Annotated in this window: 24 protein-coding genes and 1 pseudogene; 23 read left to right on the forward strand and 2 right to left on the reverse strand. The window is 41.1% G+C overall.

The window, feature by feature from the left end; genetic code table 11:
• The first annotated feature begins 5 nt into the window (after positions 1-5).
• From K6V48_RS00075 to K6V48_RS00085, 3 genes are all read left to right on the forward strand, one after another.
• Positions 6-419 carry a DUF948 domain-containing protein gene (locus K6V48_RS00075; RefSeq protein ID WP_222367089.1) on the forward strand — a complete coding sequence of 138 codons (414 nt, stop codon included), beginning with the start codon at positions 6-8 and terminating at the stop codon, positions 417-419.
• Positions 403-939 (forward strand): YtxH domain-containing protein, encoded by a 537-nt coding sequence (locus tag K6V48_RS00080; RefSeq protein WP_222367091.1) that lies wholly within the window; start codon positions 403-405, stop codon positions 937-939. Before K6V48_RS00075 ends, K6V48_RS00080 begins: the two co-directional genes overlap by 17 nt.
• A gap of 186 nt (positions 940-1,125) precedes the next feature.
• The gene (locus K6V48_RS00085) at positions 1,126-2,250 is read left to right on the forward strand and encodes an aminotransferase (RefSeq protein WP_172071545.1); all 1,125 of its coding nucleotides are present in this window, start codon (positions 1,126-1,128) and stop codon (positions 2,248-2,250) included.
• A 231-nt stretch (positions 2,251-2,481) separates the two neighbouring features.
• Here K6V48_RS00085 and K6V48_RS00090 read toward each other — a convergent pair whose 3' ends face one another.
• Entirely contained in the window at positions 2,482-3,663 is a 1,182-nt protein-coding gene (locus tag K6V48_RS00090) for a DUF2974 domain-containing protein (RefSeq protein WP_172071546.1), read from the reverse strand.
• Positions 3,664-3,838: 175 nt separating this feature from the next.
• Here K6V48_RS00090 and K6V48_RS00095 point away from each other — a divergent pair, with 175 nt between their 5' ends.
• The 11 genes and pseudogenes from K6V48_RS00095 (at position 3,839) to K6V48_RS00145 (ending at position 12,844) form a co-directional block, all read left to right on the forward strand.
• Positions 3,839-4,522, forward strand: a complete 684-nt coding sequence (locus K6V48_RS00095) for a response regulator transcription factor (protein WP_024396851.1) — start codon at positions 3,839-3,841, stop codon at positions 4,520-4,522.
• The gene (locus K6V48_RS00100) at positions 4,515-5,507 is read left to right on the forward strand and encodes a sensor histidine kinase (protein WP_222367094.1); all 993 of its coding nucleotides are present in this window, start codon (positions 4,515-4,517) and stop codon (positions 5,505-5,507) included. Before K6V48_RS00095 ends, K6V48_RS00100 begins: the two co-directional genes overlap by 8 nt.
• 95 nt (positions 5,508-5,602) lie before the next feature.
• Positions 5,603-6,361, forward strand: a complete 759-nt coding sequence (locus tag K6V48_RS00105) for an ABC transporter ATP-binding protein (RefSeq protein WP_024392533.1) — start codon at positions 5,603-5,605, stop codon at positions 6,359-6,361.
• A gap of 1 nt (position 6,362) precedes the next feature.
• The gene (locus tag K6V48_RS00110; RefSeq protein ID WP_222367098.1) at positions 6,363-8,372 is read left to right on the forward strand and encodes an FtsX-like permease family protein; all 2,010 of its coding nucleotides are present in this window, start codon (positions 6,363-6,365) and stop codon (positions 8,370-8,372) included.
• Between the two features lie 122 nt (positions 8,373-8,494).
• Positions 8,495-8,713 (forward strand): annotated as a pseudogene (locus tag K6V48_RS00115) (transposase); the annotation flags it as partial.
• Positions 8,714-8,943: 230 nt separating this feature from the next.
• Entirely contained in the window at positions 8,944-10,179 is a 1,236-nt protein-coding gene (locus tag K6V48_RS00120) for an ammonium transporter (RefSeq protein ID WP_222367286.1), read from the forward strand.
• A 14-nt stretch (positions 10,180-10,193) separates the two neighbouring features.
• Positions 10,194-10,535: a P-II family nitrogen regulator gene (locus tag K6V48_RS00125; protein WP_105126087.1), complete on the forward strand. Its 342-nt coding sequence runs from the start codon at positions 10,194-10,196 to the stop codon at positions 10,533-10,535.
• A 448-nt stretch (positions 10,536-10,983) separates the two neighbouring features.
• Positions 10,984-11,148: a hypothetical protein gene (locus K6V48_RS00130; protein ID WP_222367100.1), complete on the forward strand. Its 165-nt coding sequence runs from the start codon at positions 10,984-10,986 to the stop codon at positions 11,146-11,148.
• Entirely contained in the window at positions 11,145-11,462 is a 318-nt protein-coding gene (locus K6V48_RS00135) for a PadR family transcriptional regulator (protein WP_002936711.1), read from the forward strand. The genes K6V48_RS00130 and K6V48_RS00135 overlap by 4 nt, the downstream gene beginning before the upstream one ends.
• Position 11,463: 1 nt before the next feature.
• Positions 11,464-12,258, forward strand: a complete 795-nt coding sequence (locus K6V48_RS00140) for a DUF1129 domain-containing protein (protein WP_222367102.1) — start codon at positions 11,464-11,466, stop codon at positions 12,256-12,258.
• Between the two features lie 79 nt (positions 12,259-12,337).
• A complete protein-coding gene (locus K6V48_RS00145) occupies positions 12,338-12,844 on the forward strand; it encodes a class I SAM-dependent methyltransferase (protein ID WP_222367103.1) in 507 nt (168 codons plus the stop codon).
• Between the two features lie 203 nt (positions 12,845-13,047).
• Here K6V48_RS00145 and K6V48_RS00150 read toward each other — a convergent pair whose 3' ends face one another.
• Entirely contained in the window at positions 13,048-13,140 is a 93-nt protein-coding gene (locus K6V48_RS00150) for a type I toxin-antitoxin system Fst family toxin (protein WP_125175730.1), read from the reverse strand.
• Between the two features lie 341 nt (positions 13,141-13,481).
• Here K6V48_RS00150 and K6V48_RS00155 point away from each other — a divergent pair, with 341 nt between their 5' ends.
• From K6V48_RS00155 to K6V48_RS00195, 9 genes are all read left to right on the forward strand, one after another.
• Positions 13,482-13,718 carry a DUF2829 domain-containing protein gene (locus K6V48_RS00155; RefSeq protein WP_004194840.1) on the forward strand — a complete coding sequence of 79 codons (237 nt, stop codon included), beginning with the start codon at positions 13,482-13,484 and terminating at the stop codon, positions 13,716-13,718.
• A complete protein-coding gene (locus K6V48_RS00160; protein ID WP_222367104.1) occupies positions 13,711-14,409 on the forward strand; it encodes a 3-oxoacyl-ACP reductase in 699 nt (232 codons plus the stop codon). Before K6V48_RS00155 ends, K6V48_RS00160 begins: the two co-directional genes overlap by 8 nt.
• Positions 14,410-14,421: 12 nt before the next feature.
• Complete coding sequence (locus tag K6V48_RS00165; RefSeq protein ID WP_222367105.1) at positions 14,422-14,973, forward strand: GNAT family N-acetyltransferase; 552 nt, start codon at positions 14,422-14,424, stop codon at positions 14,971-14,973.
• The gene (locus tag K6V48_RS00170; RefSeq protein WP_222367106.1) at positions 14,970-15,443 is read left to right on the forward strand and encodes an ASCH domain-containing protein; all 474 of its coding nucleotides are present in this window, start codon (positions 14,970-14,972) and stop codon (positions 15,441-15,443) included. The genes K6V48_RS00165 and K6V48_RS00170 overlap by 4 nt, the downstream gene beginning before the upstream one ends.
• Before the next feature lie 65 nt (positions 15,444-15,508).
• Positions 15,509-15,823 carry a hypothetical protein gene (locus K6V48_RS00175; protein WP_222367108.1) on the forward strand — a complete coding sequence of 105 codons (315 nt, stop codon included), beginning with the start codon at positions 15,509-15,511 and terminating at the stop codon, positions 15,821-15,823.
• A 168-nt stretch (positions 15,824-15,991) separates the two neighbouring features.
• On the forward strand, positions 15,992-17,374 hold the full coding sequence (gene glmU, locus K6V48_RS00180) for a bifunctional UDP-N-acetylglucosamine diphosphorylase/glucosamine-1-phosphate N-acetyltransferase GlmU (protein WP_222367109.1): 1,383 nt from the start codon (positions 15,992-15,994) through the stop codon (positions 17,372-17,374).
• 8 nt (positions 17,375-17,382) lie between these two features.
• Entirely contained in the window at positions 17,383-17,928 is a 546-nt protein-coding gene (locus K6V48_RS00185; RefSeq protein ID WP_130555174.1) for an NUDIX hydrolase, read from the forward strand.
• A gap of 8 nt (positions 17,929-17,936) precedes the next feature.
• Positions 17,937-18,257: a cell wall synthase accessory phosphoprotein MacP gene (gene macP, locus K6V48_RS00190; RefSeq protein ID WP_222367117.1), complete on the forward strand. Its 321-nt coding sequence runs from the start codon at positions 17,937-17,939 to the stop codon at positions 18,255-18,257.
• 8 nt (positions 18,258-18,265) lie between these two features.
• Positions 18,266-18,955, forward strand: a complete 690-nt coding sequence (locus K6V48_RS00195) for a 5'-methylthioadenosine/adenosylhomocysteine nucleosidase (RefSeq protein WP_222367120.1) — start codon at positions 18,266-18,268, stop codon at positions 18,953-18,955.
• Positions 18,956-19,108 lie beyond the last annotated feature (153 nt).

Consider the following 19,108-nt stretch of genomic DNA (forward strand, 5'->3'; position numbering starts at 1 on the left):
AAAATATGATTATTGAAATTTCAGTGTTGATTATTGCCTTGTCCATCGCGGCTGTGGCAGTATATATTGTATTATTGTTAAAAAAATTGGGGACTGTAACAGACGAAGCGCAACAGACTATAAAGGTCTTGACCAGCGATGTGAATGTGACACTTTATCAAACCAATGAATTATTGGCTAAAACCAATGTCTTGGTAGAAGATGTCAATGGAAAGGTTTCTACCCTCGATCCCCTATTCGTTGCTGTTGCCGATTTGTCGACTTCTGTATCTGATTTAAATGCGTCAGCTAGAGATTTAACAGTTAAAGCTAAATCTGCTGGTGCAAGTACTGTTAAAGCAGGTGGAGCACTCTCCGTCCTGTCAACTATCTCATCACTCTTAGGTAAGAAAGGAGAAAAAAATGGGAAGAAAATCTAGTAGAGTACTAACCAGTCTCTTATTGGGAGCAGCGGGAGGTGCAGCAGCTGCTGCATTTCTAGCAAGCAAAACTGGTAAAGTAGTCAAAGAAAAGGTAGTCAATTTTGCAAATGATTACAAGGAAAATCATGATGAAATCAATGCTGATTTCGTGAACAAAGCTCAAGATCTAGGAAAACAAGCATCTGAACGGTTCACTGAAGTGAAAACACAACTTGAAACTGGAGAACTGACAGTTGAAGACTTGGTCAAAACTGGCAAGGAAAAATCGTTGGAAACCTTTGAACAAATCAAAGAAAAAATTGCAGAACAAAATCTTTCTACAGCAGATATTCTGGAAGCAATCAAAGCTAAAACCGCTAAAGCTCCAACAGTTGATGTAACGGCTGATGATATTGAAGATGCTGTGGTAGTTTCAGAGGATATTGAAATTGATATTGAGTCTGTTGTTGTAGAACCTACTGTGGAGGAAGTAGCTGAAGCAGCAACAAATGATAGCGAAGAGTCTCACAACCTCTAAAATAATAGTCAAAGAATCAATTTAGCATTGCTAAATTGATTCTTTCTTTTGACAAGAATTTGGTTCATTTGTGAGGGAAGGAAAAATCTTTGCCACAAAAACCTTCCAAAATTCTATTATTTCCAGTATTGAAATAATCATTTCATGTTACAATGATTGATAGAGAATATTAGAAAGAAGATTAAGATGAAATTACCACGTTTTGGGGTTGAAGAATGGCTGAATGTCCATGAAAAAAATGCAAAATATGATATCGCAGGGGTTTCCATCAAATCATTAACCTTAGATGAACTTTTTGAGTTGACCAATACTTCTGCAGAGACATTTTACAAGGAACTGGGAAAGACAAAATTGGATTATGGCTGGATTGAGGGGTCTCCAGGGTTTAAGAAATCAGTCAGTCAACTCTATCGTACGATCGGACCAGAACATATCTTACAGACAAATGGTGCTACTGGAGCAAATTTTCTAGCCCTCTTTAGTCTAATTGAACCAGGTGATCATATTATTTCGCTCTATCCCACTTACCAACAGCTCTATGATATTCCAAAATCACTAGGTGCAGAGCTTGAATATTGGCAGATTAAAGAAGAGTTGAATTGGTTACCAGATTTAGATGATTTACGTCAATTAATTCGCCCTCAGACAAAGATGATTTGTTTAAATAATGCCAATAATCCTACGGGTGCGGTAATGGATGATGTTTTCCTAAAAGAAGTGGCTACAATTGCGGCCAGTGTTGGTGCCTATGTACTAGTCGATGAAATTTACACATCGTTTTCAGAAAACAACAATTCTTCAATTGTAGACCTGTATGAAAATGGCATAGCAGTCAACAGTTTGTCCAAAACCTACTCCTTAGCAGGTATTCGTATTGGCTGGGTTGCTGCAAATGAGAAGGTCATTTCCATTTTACGTGATTATAGGGATTACACTTTGATTTGCGCAGGTGTATTCGATGATATGGTTGCTCAGCTAGCTTTGGACAATCGCCAGGCAATTTTGGAAAGAAACCACCGCATTATCCACGAAAATCTATCAATTTTGGACCATTGGGTATCTATGCAACCTAGGGCATCTTATATAAAACCTGCTTTTGTCTCAACCTCCTTTGTCAAATTGGATGTTCCTATTCCGATTGAAGAATTTTCTTTGAACCTATTAGAAAAATATGGGGTATTGGTTGTACCTGGAAGTCGATTTGAAAAAGAGGGGTATGTTCGCATTGGTTATGCCTGTGACCAAGAGACACTGAAAAAAGGATTGGAGCTATTAGGAAATGCTTTAGCAGCATACGACAAAAGTCATTGAAAATTAACTAGAATTGAAGATCCATTGACAACTCATCATAAATGATATGAGTTCTACACAGTCTATCTTTAAGCCAAAGATAGCACCTTCTGGCATTCTTTTTTTAGGTAACAAGCAGAAATGTAGCACTAGAACTTTTCACTCATCGAGGATCTTGACGAGGGGGTATGTTGATTTTCAAAGAGTATAAACCTCAAAGTATATAAACAAAGCTAGCTTAGTGAACCTAAACTAGCTTTTATTTTTATTGATAGTTGGGAGAGTAAAGAGATCGTTCCAATCAGGGAAATTTAGGTCGGGTTTTGGGAGGCGATTATTCCATCCCTCTAGCCAGATTTGATAACGGGTATCAAAGAGCATGCGAATGAGTTTATCCATCATCTCGGCTTCTTGAGGGGAGAATTTTTTTCTTAATCGATCAATCTCCTGTAATTTTTGCAAGGGATTGATGACAAAGTCACTAAAGCGTTCGATACCAGCTTGAATGAAAATGCCAAAAAATAGATCGAAAAAGGCTTGTAGTTCTTCCTCTGTTAAACTAGCAGTCCATGCTTTTAAGGTGCGGTCAATTTGCAAACTTTCTTCAGTAAGTGCTGGGGCGGTCCGGAAATCGTACCCATCTACCTCCCAAGAAAAGCTGATGTGTTGTAATAAACCGATTGTGCGGCTGCTCACTATTTGCGCTTTTTCTGGTGTTTCCAACATCATCCCTACAATGGAATTTTGAGGAATAATTGGTACAATTTTTGGTTCAATCCCCAAATACCCATCCGACGTCAAATACTGTTTATGAAGTCCTGGAGCATCAAAAGCGTAAACAATCAAAATATATTGTTGAAGGGCTGGAGGAAGTTGGGAAGTAGCATAAATTGCTAAATTACCACCCTTCGAGTGGCCTGAAACATAAAAATCTGAATGTTGAGCAGCCATGATATCCTGCAAATAGCGACTGGCAGCTTGTTGTGCAGGAATTTCCTTCATATAGGTCATATGGAAATCTTCCTTCCACCCAATGATGGTATCATCGGTGCCACGGAAACAGGTCAACACTGTATCTCTATCCAAGTGATAGCTAACTGCTGCAAATTGTTGTTGTAAATCAATCTGATAATCATTAACATACGCAAATGCTTTCAAGTATTTATAGCGTTTTGAGCTAGCCATTAATTCAAAAAGAGTTAAGCGGCTCTTTGTGACCATGGTAAAAGGAGGAAATTTTTGATTGTATTTTTCATTGAAAGCATCAAATAATTTATCAATACGAATACCAGAACTGGTGAATTCTATCGGAACAAGATCGTCAAAGGGGAGATAAGATAATTCTGTCAAGGCTAGAATATCTAATTTATTAATGGCTTGATCATAGAAACTATCGTATTGGATATTTTTAATGTAATCTAGTAAATTTGGCATAAAAACCTCAAGTTCTCTTATAGATAAATAGTATAACCTAATCATGCATAGATGACAACTATTCGTATTGTTATTTGGTCATTTTCATAAAAATTTCACATTCATTTCCACTGAATAAATTTGCATAAATTTTATGGAATAGGCTATAATAATAGAAGAGTGAAAGGAGACACAGATGCAGAAGATTTTTCTTGTCGAAGATGATAAAACCATTAGCCAATTGGTCGCTAAAAACTTGACGAACTGGGGGTATCAGGTCCAAGAAGTAAAGGATTTTCAGACGATTTTGAAGCAAATCGACGATTTTCAACCTCACTTGATTATACTTGATATCAGTCTTCCTTTCTTTAACGGCTATTATTGGTGTCAGGAAATCCGTAAGACCTCTCGTGTCCCCATCATGTTTTTGTCTTCGCATGATCAGCCGATGGATATTGTCATGGCGATTAATATGGGAGCGGATGACTTTGTGACCAAACCCTTTGAAATGACAGTACTTTTGGCAAAAATACAAGGACTTTTGAGAAGAACCTATGATTTTGTTGCTGAGCAGAGTTTACTTTGGTTTGAAGAGGTTGCACTTGATTTAAAAACTATGCAGGTCTCCTATACAGAAGCTGTTGAAGAATTGACTCGTAATGAATTTCAGATTTTACGAGTACTTTTTGAGCATGGCAAAGAAGTCGTTAGCCGCGAGGCATTGATGCGTGAGTTATGGAACAGTGATATCTTTGTCGATGATAATACCTTATCAGTAAATATTGCCCGATTGCGCAAAAAATTGACAGAACTGGGCTTGCCTGACCTCATTGCGACCAAGAAAGGAGTTGGCTACGGCCTAGTGTGGATACATGAATAAAGATGATTTTCGTAGCATTTTTTATCAATTTCTAGGTTCCTGGCTAGGCCATCGTTGGATTTTTCTCCTTGCCATTATCGTTTTTTCGGGGATTATTCTAGGATTTGGCTCACTTTTTGAAATAGACAGCAATTTAATCATCTATGCCCTTACCCTTCTCAGTCTCTGCTGGTTTCTTGCTCTTTTGTTCGACCTTCTTGTCGAGTTTTCTCGTTTTAGAAAAATCTGGCGTGGTCAGAAGGTCGCATCAATGACAGCTAGTGAGCGTTGCTTACAGGAGAAGTTGGAAAGACTGGAAGTCGAAAATAAATCACTCTTTGAAAAGCAACGAAAGGACCAGGCTGAATTAGATGATTACTATACCCTCTGGGTCCATCAAATGAAAACACCAATAGCAGCCAGCCACCTCTTAATCAATGAAATTGAGACCAGTCAAATTCGTCACCAACTAGAATCTGAGTTGTTCAAGATAGAGCAGTATACTGGTTTGGTCTTGAATTACTTGCGACTCCAGTCTTTTCATGATGATTTAGTCATTGAACCTGTTCATTTAGATGAGCTCATCAGGACTTTGGTGAAGAAGTATTCTCTCTTTTTTATACAGTCTAAGAATCGTTTGGACTTAGGACAACTAGATCGGATTGTAAGGACTGATAAACGATGGCTAGGACTTCTGATTGAGCAAATTTTATCCAATGCCCTCAAGTATTGTCAGGAAGGGACCATTTCGATTGTTTTGGACGGAGACGATTTGGTCATTGGTGATACAGGAATCGGGATTGCAGAGAGTGATTTGGAACGGGTCTTTGAACGTGGATTTTCAGGATTTAATGGTCGTAGAACACAGCAATCTTCGGGACTTGGGCTTTATCTTTCACGTAAAATCGCAGCGGAGCTGGGCTATTCCTTAAAACTAAGTTCCAAAGTGGGGCAAGGCACAGAAGTTCGGATTGGTATCAAGGAGGTTGAACTGGTTTTGGATTAATCTTACAAAACTGTCACTTAAATGAAAGCTTGAACTATGGCAGCTTATATTGGCTTAAGCTAGAATGGAGGTAGAAAAAGAAAGGGAGTGATGTTATGACCGTCTTAGATGTTCAGCATGTGCAAAAGATTTATAGTTCACGCTTTAAGGCAGGGCAAGTAGAGGCCTTAAAAGATATTCATTTTACTGTAGAAGAGGGAGAATATGTCGCTATCATGGGTGAGTCTGGCTCAGGGAAATCGACCTTGCTCAATATTTTGGCCACCCTCGATAAGCCAACGCGAGGCAAGGTTTTGCTGAACGGTTTGGATACACAGTCTATCAAGAGTAAGGAAGCAGCAGCCTTTCGTCGGGAGAAATTGGGTTTTGTATTCCAGGACTTTAACCTCTTGGATACCTTATCCGTCAAGGACAATGTCCTCCTGCCATTAGTTCTTTCTCGCTATCCGATAGATGAGATGAACAAGCGTTTGGTACATACACTCAATAGTCTTGAAATTGGGACCTTGCAGGAGAAAATGCCATACGAAATCTCTGGTGGTCAGCAACAACGAGTTGCGGTGGCGCGTGCCATTATCACACGACCAGAAATTCTTCTGGCAGATGAGCCGACTGGTGCCTTGGATTCCAAATCGTCAGCAACCTTGCTGGATATTTTTGAACAAATTAATCAGCAGGGGCAAACAATTCTGATGGTAACCCATTCGACAGCTGCAGCAAGTCGGGCAAAACGGGTTTTATTTATCAAAGATGGTATTCTCTATAACCAAATCTACCGAGGTGAGCGGACCAGTCAAGAGATGTTTCAGTTGATATCAGATACTCTGACTCTTATGGCGAATCGAGGTGAGTAGTATGTTTGGACTATGCTTTCGATTGGCGCTAACCAATCTAAAAAAGAACCGTCGTCTCTACTACCCATACGCAATAATGACCATTGTTTCCACAGCCATTTCTTATATATTTGCATCATTAGCTTTTCATCCTGATTTAGGTCAAGTCAAGGGAGCAAATGGAGTAACCCAAGTGTTGGGGTTTGGTATGATTGTGGTCATGTTAGCAGTTGCTATTATGGTTTTATATGCCAATAGTTTTGTCATGAAGCAACGCTCAAAAGAGTTCGGTGTCTATAGTATTTTGGGTTTGGAGAAAAAACACCTTCTTTTGATGACTTTCCTAGAAAATGTGGTCTACTCAACTAGCACTATTGTGACCGGCCTACTTTTAGGGCTGGCTCTGGACAAACTTTTCTATGCGCTCTTGCTTAAGACCATGCAGATGCCAGTTGTTTTGACATCCGTCTTTCAATTGAAAAATGTGGCAATTGTACTTGCCTATCTCTATGGGATTTTCATTTTAGTCAGCCTAGTTAATATAGGAAAGCTAGGCTTAACTGACTCTCTCAAGCTGGTTCAGGGCAAGAAGCGAGGGGATAAGAAAACAGGATTCCTCTGGTTGCAAACTCTTTTAGCACTTATTTTACTGGGGGCAGGCTATGTTATTGCCCAACTAGTGACGAGTCCTATACAGGCTATTCCAAGCTTTTTCGGAGCAACTCTTCTGGTTATCCTTGGAACTTATTTGCTCTTCCAAGCAGGTGTTATCAGTCTATTAAACTGGCTAAAGAATCGTCAAACCTACTATTATAAGCCGGATAATTTCATTTCTGTATCTAACTTGATTTTCCGTATGCGGAAAAATGCTCTGGGTCTTGCTACGATTACCATTTTATCCACTATGTTTTTAGTGACCATGGTTGGAGGACTCAATATTTACATCGGTGGCAAAGATTACATCGCCAATCAAAATCCAAATGACTTTTCGATTGATGTTGGTATGCAGCCAACCACTTCAAAAGCTCAAACGGAGAAGTGGGAGGAGTGGGCGGAAGCTATCTTAGAAGAGACAGATATTCCTGTTGAAAGTAAGGTGGTCTATCCTTACCAGCAAGCCTATTTTTCTGAAGTGACAAACCAGCAAATAAAATTTTTGATGGAAAAAGAGTCATGGATGGATTTTTCTAATCAAGTAGGTGTAGGCTATATTTTGGATAAAGCTACATATGAAAAAATGACTAGTCAAAAACTGGAGTTGGCAGCTGACCAAGTGGCCATTTATAGTAAGGGAGTCCAGTATCAAGCTGGTCAAACTCTCACCTTTGATGAAAAGGAGATGGAAGTTGCCCAAGTCTTGCCCAAGAATGTGACCTTGGGACATCTGCCTGACCATGTGACTTTTAATTTTAGTAAGTATTTAGTTATTGTTGTTCAAGACTTGACAATATTTGAAAATCAAGCCGAAAATCGCTATTATATGGGCTTTGAAAGCAGTCTATCAGAAGAAGAACAGGTAGATAGCCATGACACCTTTTTATCAGGAAGTTTTGAAAGTGAGCTTTGGGAGTCCAATATATTACCGGATGGAACGAACGCCATTAGTCTGGCCTACCGTGCCTACGCAACACGTAACTTCTTTAGTTTTGCTGGTTCACTTTTCTTCATTGGGCTCTTGCTATCGCTCACCTTCCTTATGGCGGTGGTATTGGTCATCTATTTCAAACAGATTTCAGAAGGCTATGAAGACAGAGATCGCTTTATCATCATGACCAAGGTTGGTCTGGATGAGAATCAAGCCAGACAGTCCATCCGTAAGCAGTTGTTGATGGTATTTTTCCTTCCAATCTTCCTGGCTATCGTTCATCTTGGTTTTGCCTATAAGATGCTTTCGTCCATCTTACTGACAATTGGTGTTGTTAATGCAGCGCTGATGTTTCAAGTAACCGTAAGTATTTGCGTCATTTACTTCTTACTCTATCTCCTTGTTTATACTATTACAACACAGTCGTATAAGAAAATTATTTCTTAAGAGGCTGGGCAAAAACTAGCTTCTCACAATAAAAAAACGAGCAATTCCAATTAGGAGTTGCTCGTTTTCCATTTCATGCTTTATAATTATAATAACCACAAAACAACTAGAAAGGCATGAAAATGTATAAACAGTATAACACAAATCAGCTTAGTTTGGAATTAAATATTGCTTGGGACTTACCTACTACACATGAGGCACGTCTGATTAGTCAGTTTGTGGATACCATTCCTCAATCCGTTCTACTGGAAGAAACTTCCCACACAGGTCGTCCAGCCTTTCATCCAGCTATGTTGCTTAAAATGACACTGTTCGCCTATCTGTGTTTTTTATTTACTGGCTAGTTTTTGCCCAGCCTCTTTTTGATATTTCTAACATAACGTGGAACGTTTTTAGAATTTTCTGTCAATTTAATATTTACAGATGAAGAGGATAGTGATATTGTATGTAGCATAACAAAAAGTTCATTCTATAGTTGTTTAGTATCATCGTTCTTGCCTTTTATAAAAAATGAAGGTAGTAAGATAAGTGCTAACAATTAAGGGATAGAAAAGGAGATGTGCTTATGAAAATTGAAGGATCAAGTATTGCCTTTATAGTGATTTGTACAGGTTTGGTATTTTTAATGACGCCAGCCCTTGCTTTCTTCTATGGTGGTCTCGAGAGACGGAAAAATGTCATCTCAACGATGATGATGTCTGTTGTCTCGCTAGCCCTTGCAACGGTGATGTGGTTCGCTGTTGGTTACTCTCTATCATTTTCAGGGGATGGAAACCTTATTGGTGATCTTGGACATGCGTTTTTTCAAGGCGTCAGTGACTCAGAGAGTACAAGGGGCTTGACGATTCCGGATTCACTTTTCGCAGTTTTTCAGATGATGTTTTCTATCATTACTGTTGGGATCTTAACTGGATCCGTTGCGGGACGGATGCGATTTAAACCTCTCTTAATCTTCATAGTTGGTTGGCTTCTTTTAGTTTACTATCCATTTGCCCATATGGTTTGGGATGAAGGGTTACTTGCTCAGTGGGGTACAATTGACTTTGCTGGTGGTGATGTTGTCCATATTACATCAGGGGTAAGTGGCTTGGTTTTGGCTTTGGTAGTTGGTAAGCGCAGGGACTTTAATCGCCTCGAATACCGTCCACATAATGTACCATTTGTCCTATTGGGGGCTGGCTTACTTTGGTTTGGTTGGTTTGGTTTTAACGCAGGTTCTGCCTTAGCAGCCGATGGTTTGGCTGTTCATGCCTTAGTAACGACACATTTGTCAGCTGCAGCGGCCATGTTCTCATGGATTCTGTTAGAATATATAAAAAATGGTAAACCATCACTTGTCGGTGCTTCAACAGGATTAGTAGCTGGCTTGGTTGCTATTACGCCCGGGGCTGGTTTTGTATCAACGTGGAGTGCAGTGATTATCGGATTATTGGTTAGTCCAGTTTGTTTCTATGCAATTGCTATTGTGAAACATAGACTTGGTTACGATGATGCCTTAGATGCTTTTGGCTGTCATGGTGTCGGTGGTATTTTTGGCGGTATCGTAACAGGACTGTTCACTACTCCTGAATTAGCTCTAGACCCTGAAAATATTGGCTTGATTTATGGTAATCCACGCCTGTTCTTGGTAACCATCGCAGCGATTGTCTTTACAATTATTTGGTCTGCAGGCATGACATTTGTTCTCATCAAGGGAATCTCATTCTTCATGCCACTCCGCGTTTCAGATAGAGAAGAAGCAATTGGTTTGGATGATACAGAACATGGTGAGACAGCTTATCCAACATTTATGGGCTTAGATTCATAAGAGAGGTGTTTTTGATGAAAAAAATTGAAGCTATTATTCGTACAGAAAAATTAGAAGATTTTAAGGTTGCCATAACTAGTGCAGGAGTTGCTAAGGGAATGACTATTTCACAAGTTCTGGGTTTTGGAAATCAAAAAGGCTTTGCGGAATTCGTTCGTGGTCAAAAGGTGACTCCAACCATGCTTGCTAAGGTAAAAGCAGAGATTGTTGTGGAAGATGCCGCAGTCGAAGAAGTTGTTGATGTCATCACTACTGTAGTCCGAACAGGGGAAGTCGGTGACGGCAAAATATTTATTCAGCCAATCGATGATGTTGTTCGCATCCGGACAGGGGAACGTGGTCGTGATGCAATTTAGAACGTGGATTCACAGCTCAGCACTTTCATTTAAATAAGCTTTTCAACACTAGTTCTTGTCAAAATACAGTTAGTGTTCTCTCAAAAACCAGTGTAGATCGCTTACTTATCTAAAAGTTTGTCATTGGTGAATATTGGTTCTAAGAAATAGATATGATGAACTTGGGGCAACCCAAGTTTTTTTACAGGTTCTAAGATAAGTTGCTACCGTAACTTTTTATTTCCAACTTCCAACAATTTCCCAGATTGTTTGGACACAAACCATGTTTGTTTTATTTCCCACCTTCAACAGTCTCTCCCCAGACTGTTGAAGCTTTACAAACTAGTTGTCTTGTGTTAGACTATAGATACAAAGCTAATAGGTAAAACAAACTAGTGATAGAGGACAAAGAAAATCACTTTTATTTTTATCAGGCTAGTTGGTATTACAAACTAGATGGGGAGGCAGTATGAAACTGGATAAGAAAAGTCGGGAAAGTTGGAAACTAGCAGGTATCACGCTTGTGACGGCTATAATAACTGGCTGGGCTTTGGATTCTATTTTGATCTTAGGCCTCATGTTAGTATCAGACTTACTGTTTGGCTTTTTTGTAGAGGAAGAGGAGGACTTATGAAAGAAACCCAGATGCTCAAGGGGGTCCTAGATGGCTGTGTATTACAAATTATCAGCCAGAAGGAGATTTATGGTTATGAATTGGTTCAGGAGTTGAGAAATCAGGGCTTTGAAAACATGGTCGGGGGGACGGTTTATCCACTCCTTCAAAAGTTAGAAAAAAATGACCTGATTCTTAGTCAGAATAAGCCCTCGCCAGACGGACCAGACAGGAAGTATTTCTATCTGACAGACCAGGGAAAGGCTTATCTAGAAGATTTTTGGAGCCAGTGGACGGAATTGGTCCAAAAGGTTCAGCGATTGAAAGGAGAATAAGATGAGCAAACAAATGGAATACCGCAAGCAGATTGAAGTGATTGAAAGTCAGCTGACCGAGGAAAACAAGGAATACATGGGTCGTATCAATGGCTACATGATGATTGCTTCTGTCTTTCACAGGCAGGAAGAAGCAGTGACTGACCAGCTCTTATCCATTTACCAAGATGTTCTGGAAGCCCAAAAAGACGGGCTTTCGGCGGAGGATTTTCTGGGCAAAGACAGCAAGCAGATGGCGGATGATTTGTTGAACTATTTGCCTCCGATTGGAGTCAAGGAAGTTGGACGCCTGGCGGGGTTTGTCTGGCTGGTCTATGTCGGCAGTCGATTTCTCATGGAATTTGCAGGATCAGGCACAGTCCAATTTAATTGGTTAGCACTGGTGTGTGATAGTTTGCTGGCCTTTCTACTGCCGGCTGGCATCATGCTCTTGTTACGGAATTTGATTTACCAAACTTCTAAACTGAAAATTTGGGCGACCTATATTGGTTTTCCACTGGTCTATGTAGCAATTTTGGCCGGTCGTTTCATCCTATTGCCGGATGGTACTGACCTCTCTTTGACTGGCTGGGGGCTTCTAGTGCCACTCACCTTGCTCGGTCTCGCTCTGCTATTTTTCCAAAAGGAAAAATTGGTCCGCTATGTCTTTATACCTAGTTATCTGTTCATGATGGTTGGCGGTGTGGTGAATATGGTCATTACAGTCCCAGTTTGGCTCAATCTGGTTTTGCTCATTCTGCCAGCTATGGCCTTTTGGATTGGAACTGCGGTTTTGTTGGTGAGAAAACCGAAATAGAAGCGATATTTTGGTATAATAAAGAAAAACAGGAGGTGCCTATATGGAGTTTGAGGAAATTCTTCGCATCTAAGACGATTTGCAACGCAATGATGCCTTGTATTCTGTTTTTAACGAGGATGAGCGGTTGGTCAGTCAAACTGGACAGGTTGAATTTTTGACCACCTTTCGTGAGTTGGAAAAGTATGTGACGGACCAGTCTAAGATATTGGACATCGGAGCAAGGACGGGAGTTTATTCTTTTCCTCTTGCAAAGATTGCTAGGGAAGTAGTCGCACTAGAGCCTGTTACTCGAAACTACCAAAGATTGACAGAAAAGATTGCGGCTAGCCAGCTAACCAATCTAGAAACCCAGCAGAAAAGCTACTTGGAACTGGAAAAGTTTCCCAGCGGATATTTTGACATCGTTTTACTGTTCGGACCGCTCTACCACCTCTCACAAGTAGCAGACCGTGAGGAAACTCTCCGCCAAGCCAAGCGACTTCTGGCACCAGGTGGCAAGCTGCTCATCGCTTTTATCAATCATGACATGATACCGATGACAGAAACAGCCCGAAATCCCCACTATCTAACGAGCAACAGATAAGCAAAGGTAATAAGTATTACTTGTTACAAATTCTGAGTTAAGCTATGAATAGCTAACGTAAATAAACTATTTGACAATTGAATAAAGGGGTGCTATACTCTAAGTAATGATAAGTAGTTCCAAAGGAACACAAAAAGCCCCCAACGTGCCAGCGTTGAGGGTTTTCTTTTTGGCTCTTAGCTATTTAAAGCTATGCCTTAGGGTTATTTGTTGCGTGAGTTGAGCCAATACTCAAACAATGCTGTCAGGATAGATACCAACAAAGGAGCAACAAACGTGATGATAAGTAATTCCATTTAGAACACTTCACCCCCTTTCTATCCCAAAGGGGCAAGCAAAGTATATCAGAATACCGATTGACCTGTCAATCACTCTAGTTCATCCCTATTTGTTATTTTTTAATCAAATTATAGATATTTTCTGCTTTCTAGCAAGGAGTAACACTTTTTAAACGGAATATCCAGTAAAATCGGAGACAGAATATGACCTGCAGGAAAAAGAGGTAGGTTCATATTACGAAAAAGCCATGAATAGCCTTTAGGGTGAACAAAAAGGTGAACAAATTACAAAATTAACTCAATACAAGGTACTAGAAACCTTATTAAATCAACGTTTATAAACAACAAAGGAGCAAACCATGACATTTGAAGAGATTTTACCAGGCTTGAAGGCCAAGAAAAAGTACGTTCGCACAGGCTGGGGCGGGGCGGAGAACTACGTCCAGCTCTTTGACACCATTGAGGTCCACGGGCAAAAGCTGGAGGCGACGCCCTATTTCCTCATCAACGTGACAGGCGAGGGCGAAGGTTTCTCCATGTGGAGCCCGACTCCCTGCGATGTCCTTGCGACCGACTGGGTAGAAGTCCATGACTAAGATAGCGCTCATCACAGGCGTTTCCAGCGGTATCGGACTAGCTCAGGCGGGGATTTTTTTGGAAAATGGCTGGCGTGTGTACGGGATTGATCAGGCCAGCAAGCCTGATTTGGCAGGTGATTTCCACTTTCTACAGCTGGACCTGACAGGCGATTTATCGCCCGTCTTTTCATGGTGTCAGTCAGTCGATGTCCTCTGTAATACAGCAGGCATTCTAGACGATTACCGTCCCCATCTGGATATCGAGGAGGATGAATTAGCTCGCATCTTCGCGGTTAATTTTTTTGCGGTGACCAGACTGACCCGTCCCTATCTGCAACAAATGGTGGACAGACAGTCTGGCATCATTATCAACATGTGCTCCATTGCCTCCAGTCTAGCAGGTGGAGGAGGTTCAGCCTATACCGCCTCCAAGCACGCTTTGGCAGGCTTTACCAAGCAGTTGGCTTTGGACTATGCCAAGGACAAGGTTCAGGTCTTCGGTATCGCCCCAGGTGCCGTCCAAACAGGCATGACCCAGAAGGACTTTGAGCCTGGTGGTCTGGCGGATTGGGTGGCAGACCAGACCCCTATCGGACGCTGGACCCAGCCCAGCGAAATAGCAGAGCTGACCTTCATGCTGGCCAGCGGCAAACTCGCCTCTATGCAAGGCCAAATTATCACTATTGACGGTGGCTGGAGTTTGAAGTAGGGAGGAAATTCGATGATTCTTGAAACCAATAGATTGATGCTCCGACCTTGGAGTGAAACAGATGCAACTGACTTATTTTCTCAGGCCAGTCATTCGGAAGTTGGTCCTGCAGCGGGTTGGCCAGTTCATCAAAGTCTGGAAGAAAGTCGAGAAATTATCAAGACAGTCCTTAGCCAACCCGAAACCTACGCCCTTGTTCTCAAAGAAACAGGACAGGTGATTGGTAGTATCGGACTCATGCTTGGTAAACAAGGTGGTCTTGAATTGGCTGATTCAGAGGCCGAGATTGGTTACTGGATTGGTCATTCATTTTGGAGACAGGGATTGGTGCCAGAGGCGAGCCAAGTTTTGCTGGATTACGGCTTTTCCAAATTGAATTTAGAGAAAGTCTGGTGTCGTGCTTTTGTAGAAAATAGCAAATCATTACGTGTCCAAGAAAAACTGGGCTTTGTTTACCAATACCTCTTGGAAGATGTGCATTTCCCACTCATTGATGAAATTCGTACCGAACGAGTGAGTTTATTGACGAGAGAGGAATGGCAGTCTAGAAAGGAAAAACCATGACACCTACACAACTCTGGCAAGAATTCCTTGCCATCAATCCCCAAGCAGGTCCTGAGCCAGAAGCTTGGGCCTTTGGGGCGGAAGCTGATCAACTGGCTGACTTGGTAGCTAGAGGCATCAAAACCTCGACCAGCTCCGCCCATGCACTCTACGCAGTAGAGGGAGAAGAAATTCCAAGAGCTGGTGGCTATGACATCATTCTGGACGGACAAGGTCAGGCAGTGTGCATTATCCAGACCACAAAGGTCTATGTGACGCCCTTTTCCCAAGTGACGGAAGAACATGCCTACAAGGAGGGTGAGTTCCGTCAGGGAGGTGACTTGTCTGACATAAAAGCGAAAAGTCTAATCCACTGGCGACAGGTTCATGAAGAGCTTTTCACTATCTGGCTGGCAGAAGCAGGCCTGTCCTTTTCAGAAGACATGCTGGTTGTCTGTGAAGAATTTGAATTGGTTTACCCTAAAATGTAAGTTTTTTCTTGTTCGTCTCTGTTTTTTGATATAATAATATAAAAATAAAAAACTAGGAGGATCCTATGGATAAACAACGTGTTATTGATTTGTTGGACCAGCTTTCTCCCATTCTGGCTGGGAAAGAGGAAACAATCGGCAAAGAACTGACGGAGAAATTGCAGTCGGCCTTGCTTGTGACCAAGGAAGATGTGGCCAGTAAGGACGGTGTGGCTTTGGCAACCAGTTTATCAGGCTTTGTTCAGACCATTTCCAATGCCAGCTTGCCAGGAACCAATCTCCGTTTTACAGACCAAGAAGGTCCTGTCTGGGAAGAATTGAAAGCATTGACGGAACAAACTAGAGAGGACGGTCTGCGAGGTCTTCACTTAACGATCTAAGGAGCTCAGGCTCTTTTTTTATATCTAAATAGTCTGTTACGACTGAAGCGAACTAGTTCGCCCTATTTCCAACTTCTAACTGTTTCCCAGACAGGTGGAACTTTGCCATTTTCAAAAAAAATCAAAATTTGCTATAATAGTGGTATTACGAAGAAAAGAGAATTATTTATGAGCAATAACTATGCAATTATTCTAGCGGCGGGGAAGGGGACTCGCATGAAGTCTGATTTACCAAAAGTCCTACATAAAGTGGCAGGAATTACCATGTTGGAGCATGTCAAACGGGCTGTAGATGCTATGGAACCTGCTAAAACAGTAACGATTGTCGGGCACAAAGCAGAATTGGTTCAAGCTGTTTTAGAAGGTCAGTCAGAGTTTGCTCTTCAATCAGAACAGTTGGGAACAGGCCACGCCGTTATGATGGCTGAGCCAGCTCTTGCAGGTTTGGAAGGTCAGACCCTTGTTATTGCAGGAGATACACCGCTGATTACAGGAGAAAGTTTGAAGAGCCTCATCAACTTCCATGTCAGCCACAAGAATGTTGCGACTATCTTGACAGCTCAAGCTGATAATCCTTTTGGTTATGGACGCATTATTCGTAATGCTGATGGGGAAGTGCAAAAAATTGTTGAACAAAAAGACGCCAACGATTTTGAAAAACAAGTAAAAGAAATCAATACAGGAACCTATTTGTTTGATAATAAACGTCTTTTTGAAGCGCTTAAAGATATTAATACGGACAATGCCCAAGGTGAGTACTATCTGACAGATGTTATTTCGATTTTCCGTCAGGCAGGCGAAAAGGTTGGTGCCTATGTATTGCGTGATTTTGATGAAAGTTTGGGTGTCAATGATCGCGTCGCTCTTGCGACTGCAGAAGCTGTTATGCGCAAACGAATCAATGAAAAACACATGGTCAATGGTGTGACCTTTATCAACCCAGATGCTACATATATCGATATTGATGTTGAGATTGGTGCAGAAGCTGTTATCGAAGCTAATGTTGTCTTGAACGGTCAAACGATCATTGGTGAACGCACTGTTTTAACCAATGGTACTCGTGTACGTGATGCGAAAATTGCAGCAGATGTCGTCATCAGCAACTCAGATATTGAAGAATCAGTTATTGAAGAAGGCGTAACGGTCGGACCATACGCCCATATTCGTCCAGGTAGTCTTTTGAAAAAAGATGTTCACGTTGGAAACTTTGTTGAGGTTAAGGCTTCAACTTTAGGAGAAGGAACAAAATCTGGTCACTTGACCTATCTTGGAAATGCAACTCTTGGAAGCAATGTCAATGTTGGTGCTGGTACCATTACGGTTAACTATGATGGTAAAAATAAATATAAAACAACTGTCGGTGATAATGCTTTTGTTGGCTCTAATTCTACGATTATTGCCCCAGTAACTATTGGGGACAACGCCTTGCTTGCTGCTGGATCAGTGATTACAAAAGATATTCCAAAAGACGCTATCGGAATTGGTCGTGGTCGTCAAGAAAATAAAGAAGGTTATGCGACACGTTTCCCCTTCCATCCAAGTCAAAAATAGGTATACATATGAATTTTGAAGAAAAAACCATTGAGCGGACCGAAATTTTTAAAGGACACATTTTTGATGTAGTTGTGGATGATGTCCAACTCCCAGATGGTACGATGAGCAAGCGTGAATTAATATTTCATAGGGGAGCAGTTTGTATTTTAGCTGTTACGCCAGAGGGAAAAATGATTTTGGTCAAACAGTATCGGAAAGCGATTGAACGCGCCATTTATGAGATTCCGGCAGGAAAGTTGGAATTAGGCGAAGAAGATACGCTAGAAGATGCTGCCTTGCGAGAATTAGAAGAAGAGACAGGTTATACCAGTGACAAACTGACATTGCTAGCAGATTTCTATTCAGCCATCGGTTTTTGTAATGAGCGAATTCGCTTGTATTTAGCTGACCATCTGGTCAAAGTTGAAAATCCACGTCCAATGGATGAGGACGAGGTTATTGAACTTTCTGAAGTGACTTTGGAAGAAGCAATGAACCTGATTGCAACGGGCGAGATTTGTGATGCTAAGACGATTATGGCTGTGCAATATTTACAACTCATGAGAAAGTAGGTTAAGGCATGAGGAAGCCCTTGTTGACGGATGAAATTTTAGAGAAAGTGAAAAAGAATCAGTATTCAGGTCAATCAAATCAATTTGGACATTATAGTCCAAATCAAGATGTATCGATGGATGACAATGTATTTGAGACTTATCTAGAAGAAGAGTATCAAGGGTATGAGGAAGGCCAAACCATCCGAATTCCAGTCAAACCCAGTGTGGTAAAAAGTCGTCGTATTGAAACCATCAAGAGAGAAGAATTCCGTAGTAAAGTGAATAAAATCCTCTTGTGGGTCATCATCTTGCTGATTATCTTTATCATTGCAGTATTATTTATTTAGGAGAAGAGATGAAATTTGGAATTATCGCAGCCATGCCTCAAGAACTAAAGATTTTAGTTGAGCATCTACAAGATAAAGCAGAAACCAATGTCTTGGGTCGAACTTACTATCAGGGACGAATAGGTCAGCATGATGTCGTACTCGTTCAATCAGGGATTGGAAAAGTCATGTCAGCTATGTCTGTAGCGATTTTGGCAGATCGTTTTTTGGTTGATGTCATTGTCAATACTGGCTCAGCTGGTGCTGTTGCTGACGGTATTGCCATCGGTGATGTGGTTGTAGCGAATCAATTGGCATACCACGATGTCGATGTGACAGCTTTTGGCTATGCTTACGGGCAAATGGCAGGGCAGGAATTGTATTATCCAGCAGACCAAGCCTTGTTAGAACAGCTCAGAACCGTTTTAGCAGAGCAGGAAATGATTAGCCATGTGGGTCTGATTGTGACAGGTGATAGTTTTATCGCAGGTCAGGAGAGAATCGCTACGATCAAAACTCATTTCCCAGAAGTCCTTGCCGTAGAGATGGAAGGAGCAGCTATCGCTCAAGCAGCTGTCAATACAGGCAAGCCATTCTTGGTTATCCGTGCTATGAGTGATACAGCTCAGGGAGATGCCAATATCACCTTTGATGAATTTATCATTCAAGCAGGAGAACGTTCTGCCCAGACCCTGATTGCCTTTCTGGAGAAAAATTAAGCAGATTTTGACAACAATACATTGAAAAGGATGACAGTAGCAAAAAGTTGTTACTGTTTTTCTTGTGTAAAAATTTGAGACTGGTGTTGTAAAGTTTCAGCTATCTGTCCCCATACAGTTGTGAATATGTAATGTTGAAAAATATATGATAAT

The organism is Streptococcus suis, assembly GCF_019794555.1.
Taxonomy (GTDB): Bacteria; Bacillota; Bacilli; order Lactobacillales; family Streptococcaceae; genus Streptococcus; species Streptococcus suis_AB.

Coding starts and splice junctions, on each gene's coding strand:
- K6V48_RS00075 (WP_222367089.1), top strand. CDS start 6: ATGATTATTGAAATTTCAGTGTTGATTATTGCCTTGTCCATCGCGGCT.
- K6V48_RS00080 (WP_222367091.1), top strand. CDS start 403: ATGGGAAGAAAATCTAGTAGAGTACTAACCAGTCTCTTATTGGGAGCA.
- K6V48_RS00085 (WP_172071545.1), top strand. CDS start 1,126: ATGAAATTACCACGTTTTGGGGTTGAAGAATGGCTGAATGTCCATGAA.
- K6V48_RS00090 (WP_172071546.1), bottom strand. CDS start 3,663: ATGCCAAATTTACTAGATTACATTAAAAATATCCAATACGATAGTTTC.
- K6V48_RS00095 (WP_024396851.1), top strand. CDS start 3,839: ATGCAGAAGATTTTTCTTGTCGAAGATGATAAAACCATTAGCCAATTG.
- K6V48_RS00100 (WP_222367094.1), top strand. CDS start 4,515: ATGAATAAAGATGATTTTCGTAGCATTTTTTATCAATTTCTAGGTTCC.
- K6V48_RS00105 (WP_024392533.1), top strand. CDS start 5,603: ATGACCGTCTTAGATGTTCAGCATGTGCAAAAGATTTATAGTTCACGC.
- K6V48_RS00110 (WP_222367098.1), top strand. CDS start 6,363: ATGTTTGGACTATGCTTTCGATTGGCGCTAACCAATCTAAAAAAGAAC.
- K6V48_RS00125 (WP_105126087.1), top strand. CDS start 10,194: ATGAAAAAAATTGAAGCTATTATTCGTACAGAAAAATTAGAAGATTTT.
- K6V48_RS00130 (WP_222367100.1), top strand. CDS start 10,984: ATGAAACTGGATAAGAAAAGTCGGGAAAGTTGGAAACTAGCAGGTATC.
- K6V48_RS00135 (WP_002936711.1), top strand. CDS start 11,145: ATGAAAGAAACCCAGATGCTCAAGGGGGTCCTAGATGGCTGTGTATTA.
- K6V48_RS00140 (WP_222367102.1), top strand. CDS start 11,464: ATGAGCAAACAAATGGAATACCGCAAGCAGATTGAAGTGATTGAAAGT.
- K6V48_RS00150 (WP_125175730.1), bottom strand. CDS start 13,140: ATGGAATTACTTATCATCACGTTTGTTGCTCCTTTGTTGGTATCTATC.
- K6V48_RS00155 (WP_004194840.1), top strand. CDS start 13,482: ATGACATTTGAAGAGATTTTACCAGGCTTGAAGGCCAAGAAAAAGTAC.
- K6V48_RS00160 (WP_222367104.1), top strand. CDS start 13,711: ATGACTAAGATAGCGCTCATCACAGGCGTTTCCAGCGGTATCGGACTA.
- K6V48_RS00165 (WP_222367105.1), top strand. CDS start 14,422: ATGATTCTTGAAACCAATAGATTGATGCTCCGACCTTGGAGTGAAACA.
- K6V48_RS00170 (WP_222367106.1), top strand. CDS start 14,970: ATGACACCTACACAACTCTGGCAAGAATTCCTTGCCATCAATCCCCAA.
- K6V48_RS00175 (WP_222367108.1), top strand. CDS start 15,509: ATGGATAAACAACGTGTTATTGATTTGTTGGACCAGCTTTCTCCCATT.
- glmU (WP_222367109.1), top strand. CDS start 15,992: ATGAGCAATAACTATGCAATTATTCTAGCGGCGGGGAAGGGGACTCGC.
- K6V48_RS00185 (WP_130555174.1), top strand. CDS start 17,383: ATGAATTTTGAAGAAAAAACCATTGAGCGGACCGAAATTTTTAAAGGA.
- macP (WP_222367117.1), top strand. CDS start 17,937: ATGAGGAAGCCCTTGTTGACGGATGAAATTTTAGAGAAAGTGAAAAAG.
- K6V48_RS00195 (WP_222367120.1), top strand. CDS start 18,266: ATGAAATTTGGAATTATCGCAGCCATGCCTCAAGAACTAAAGATTTTA.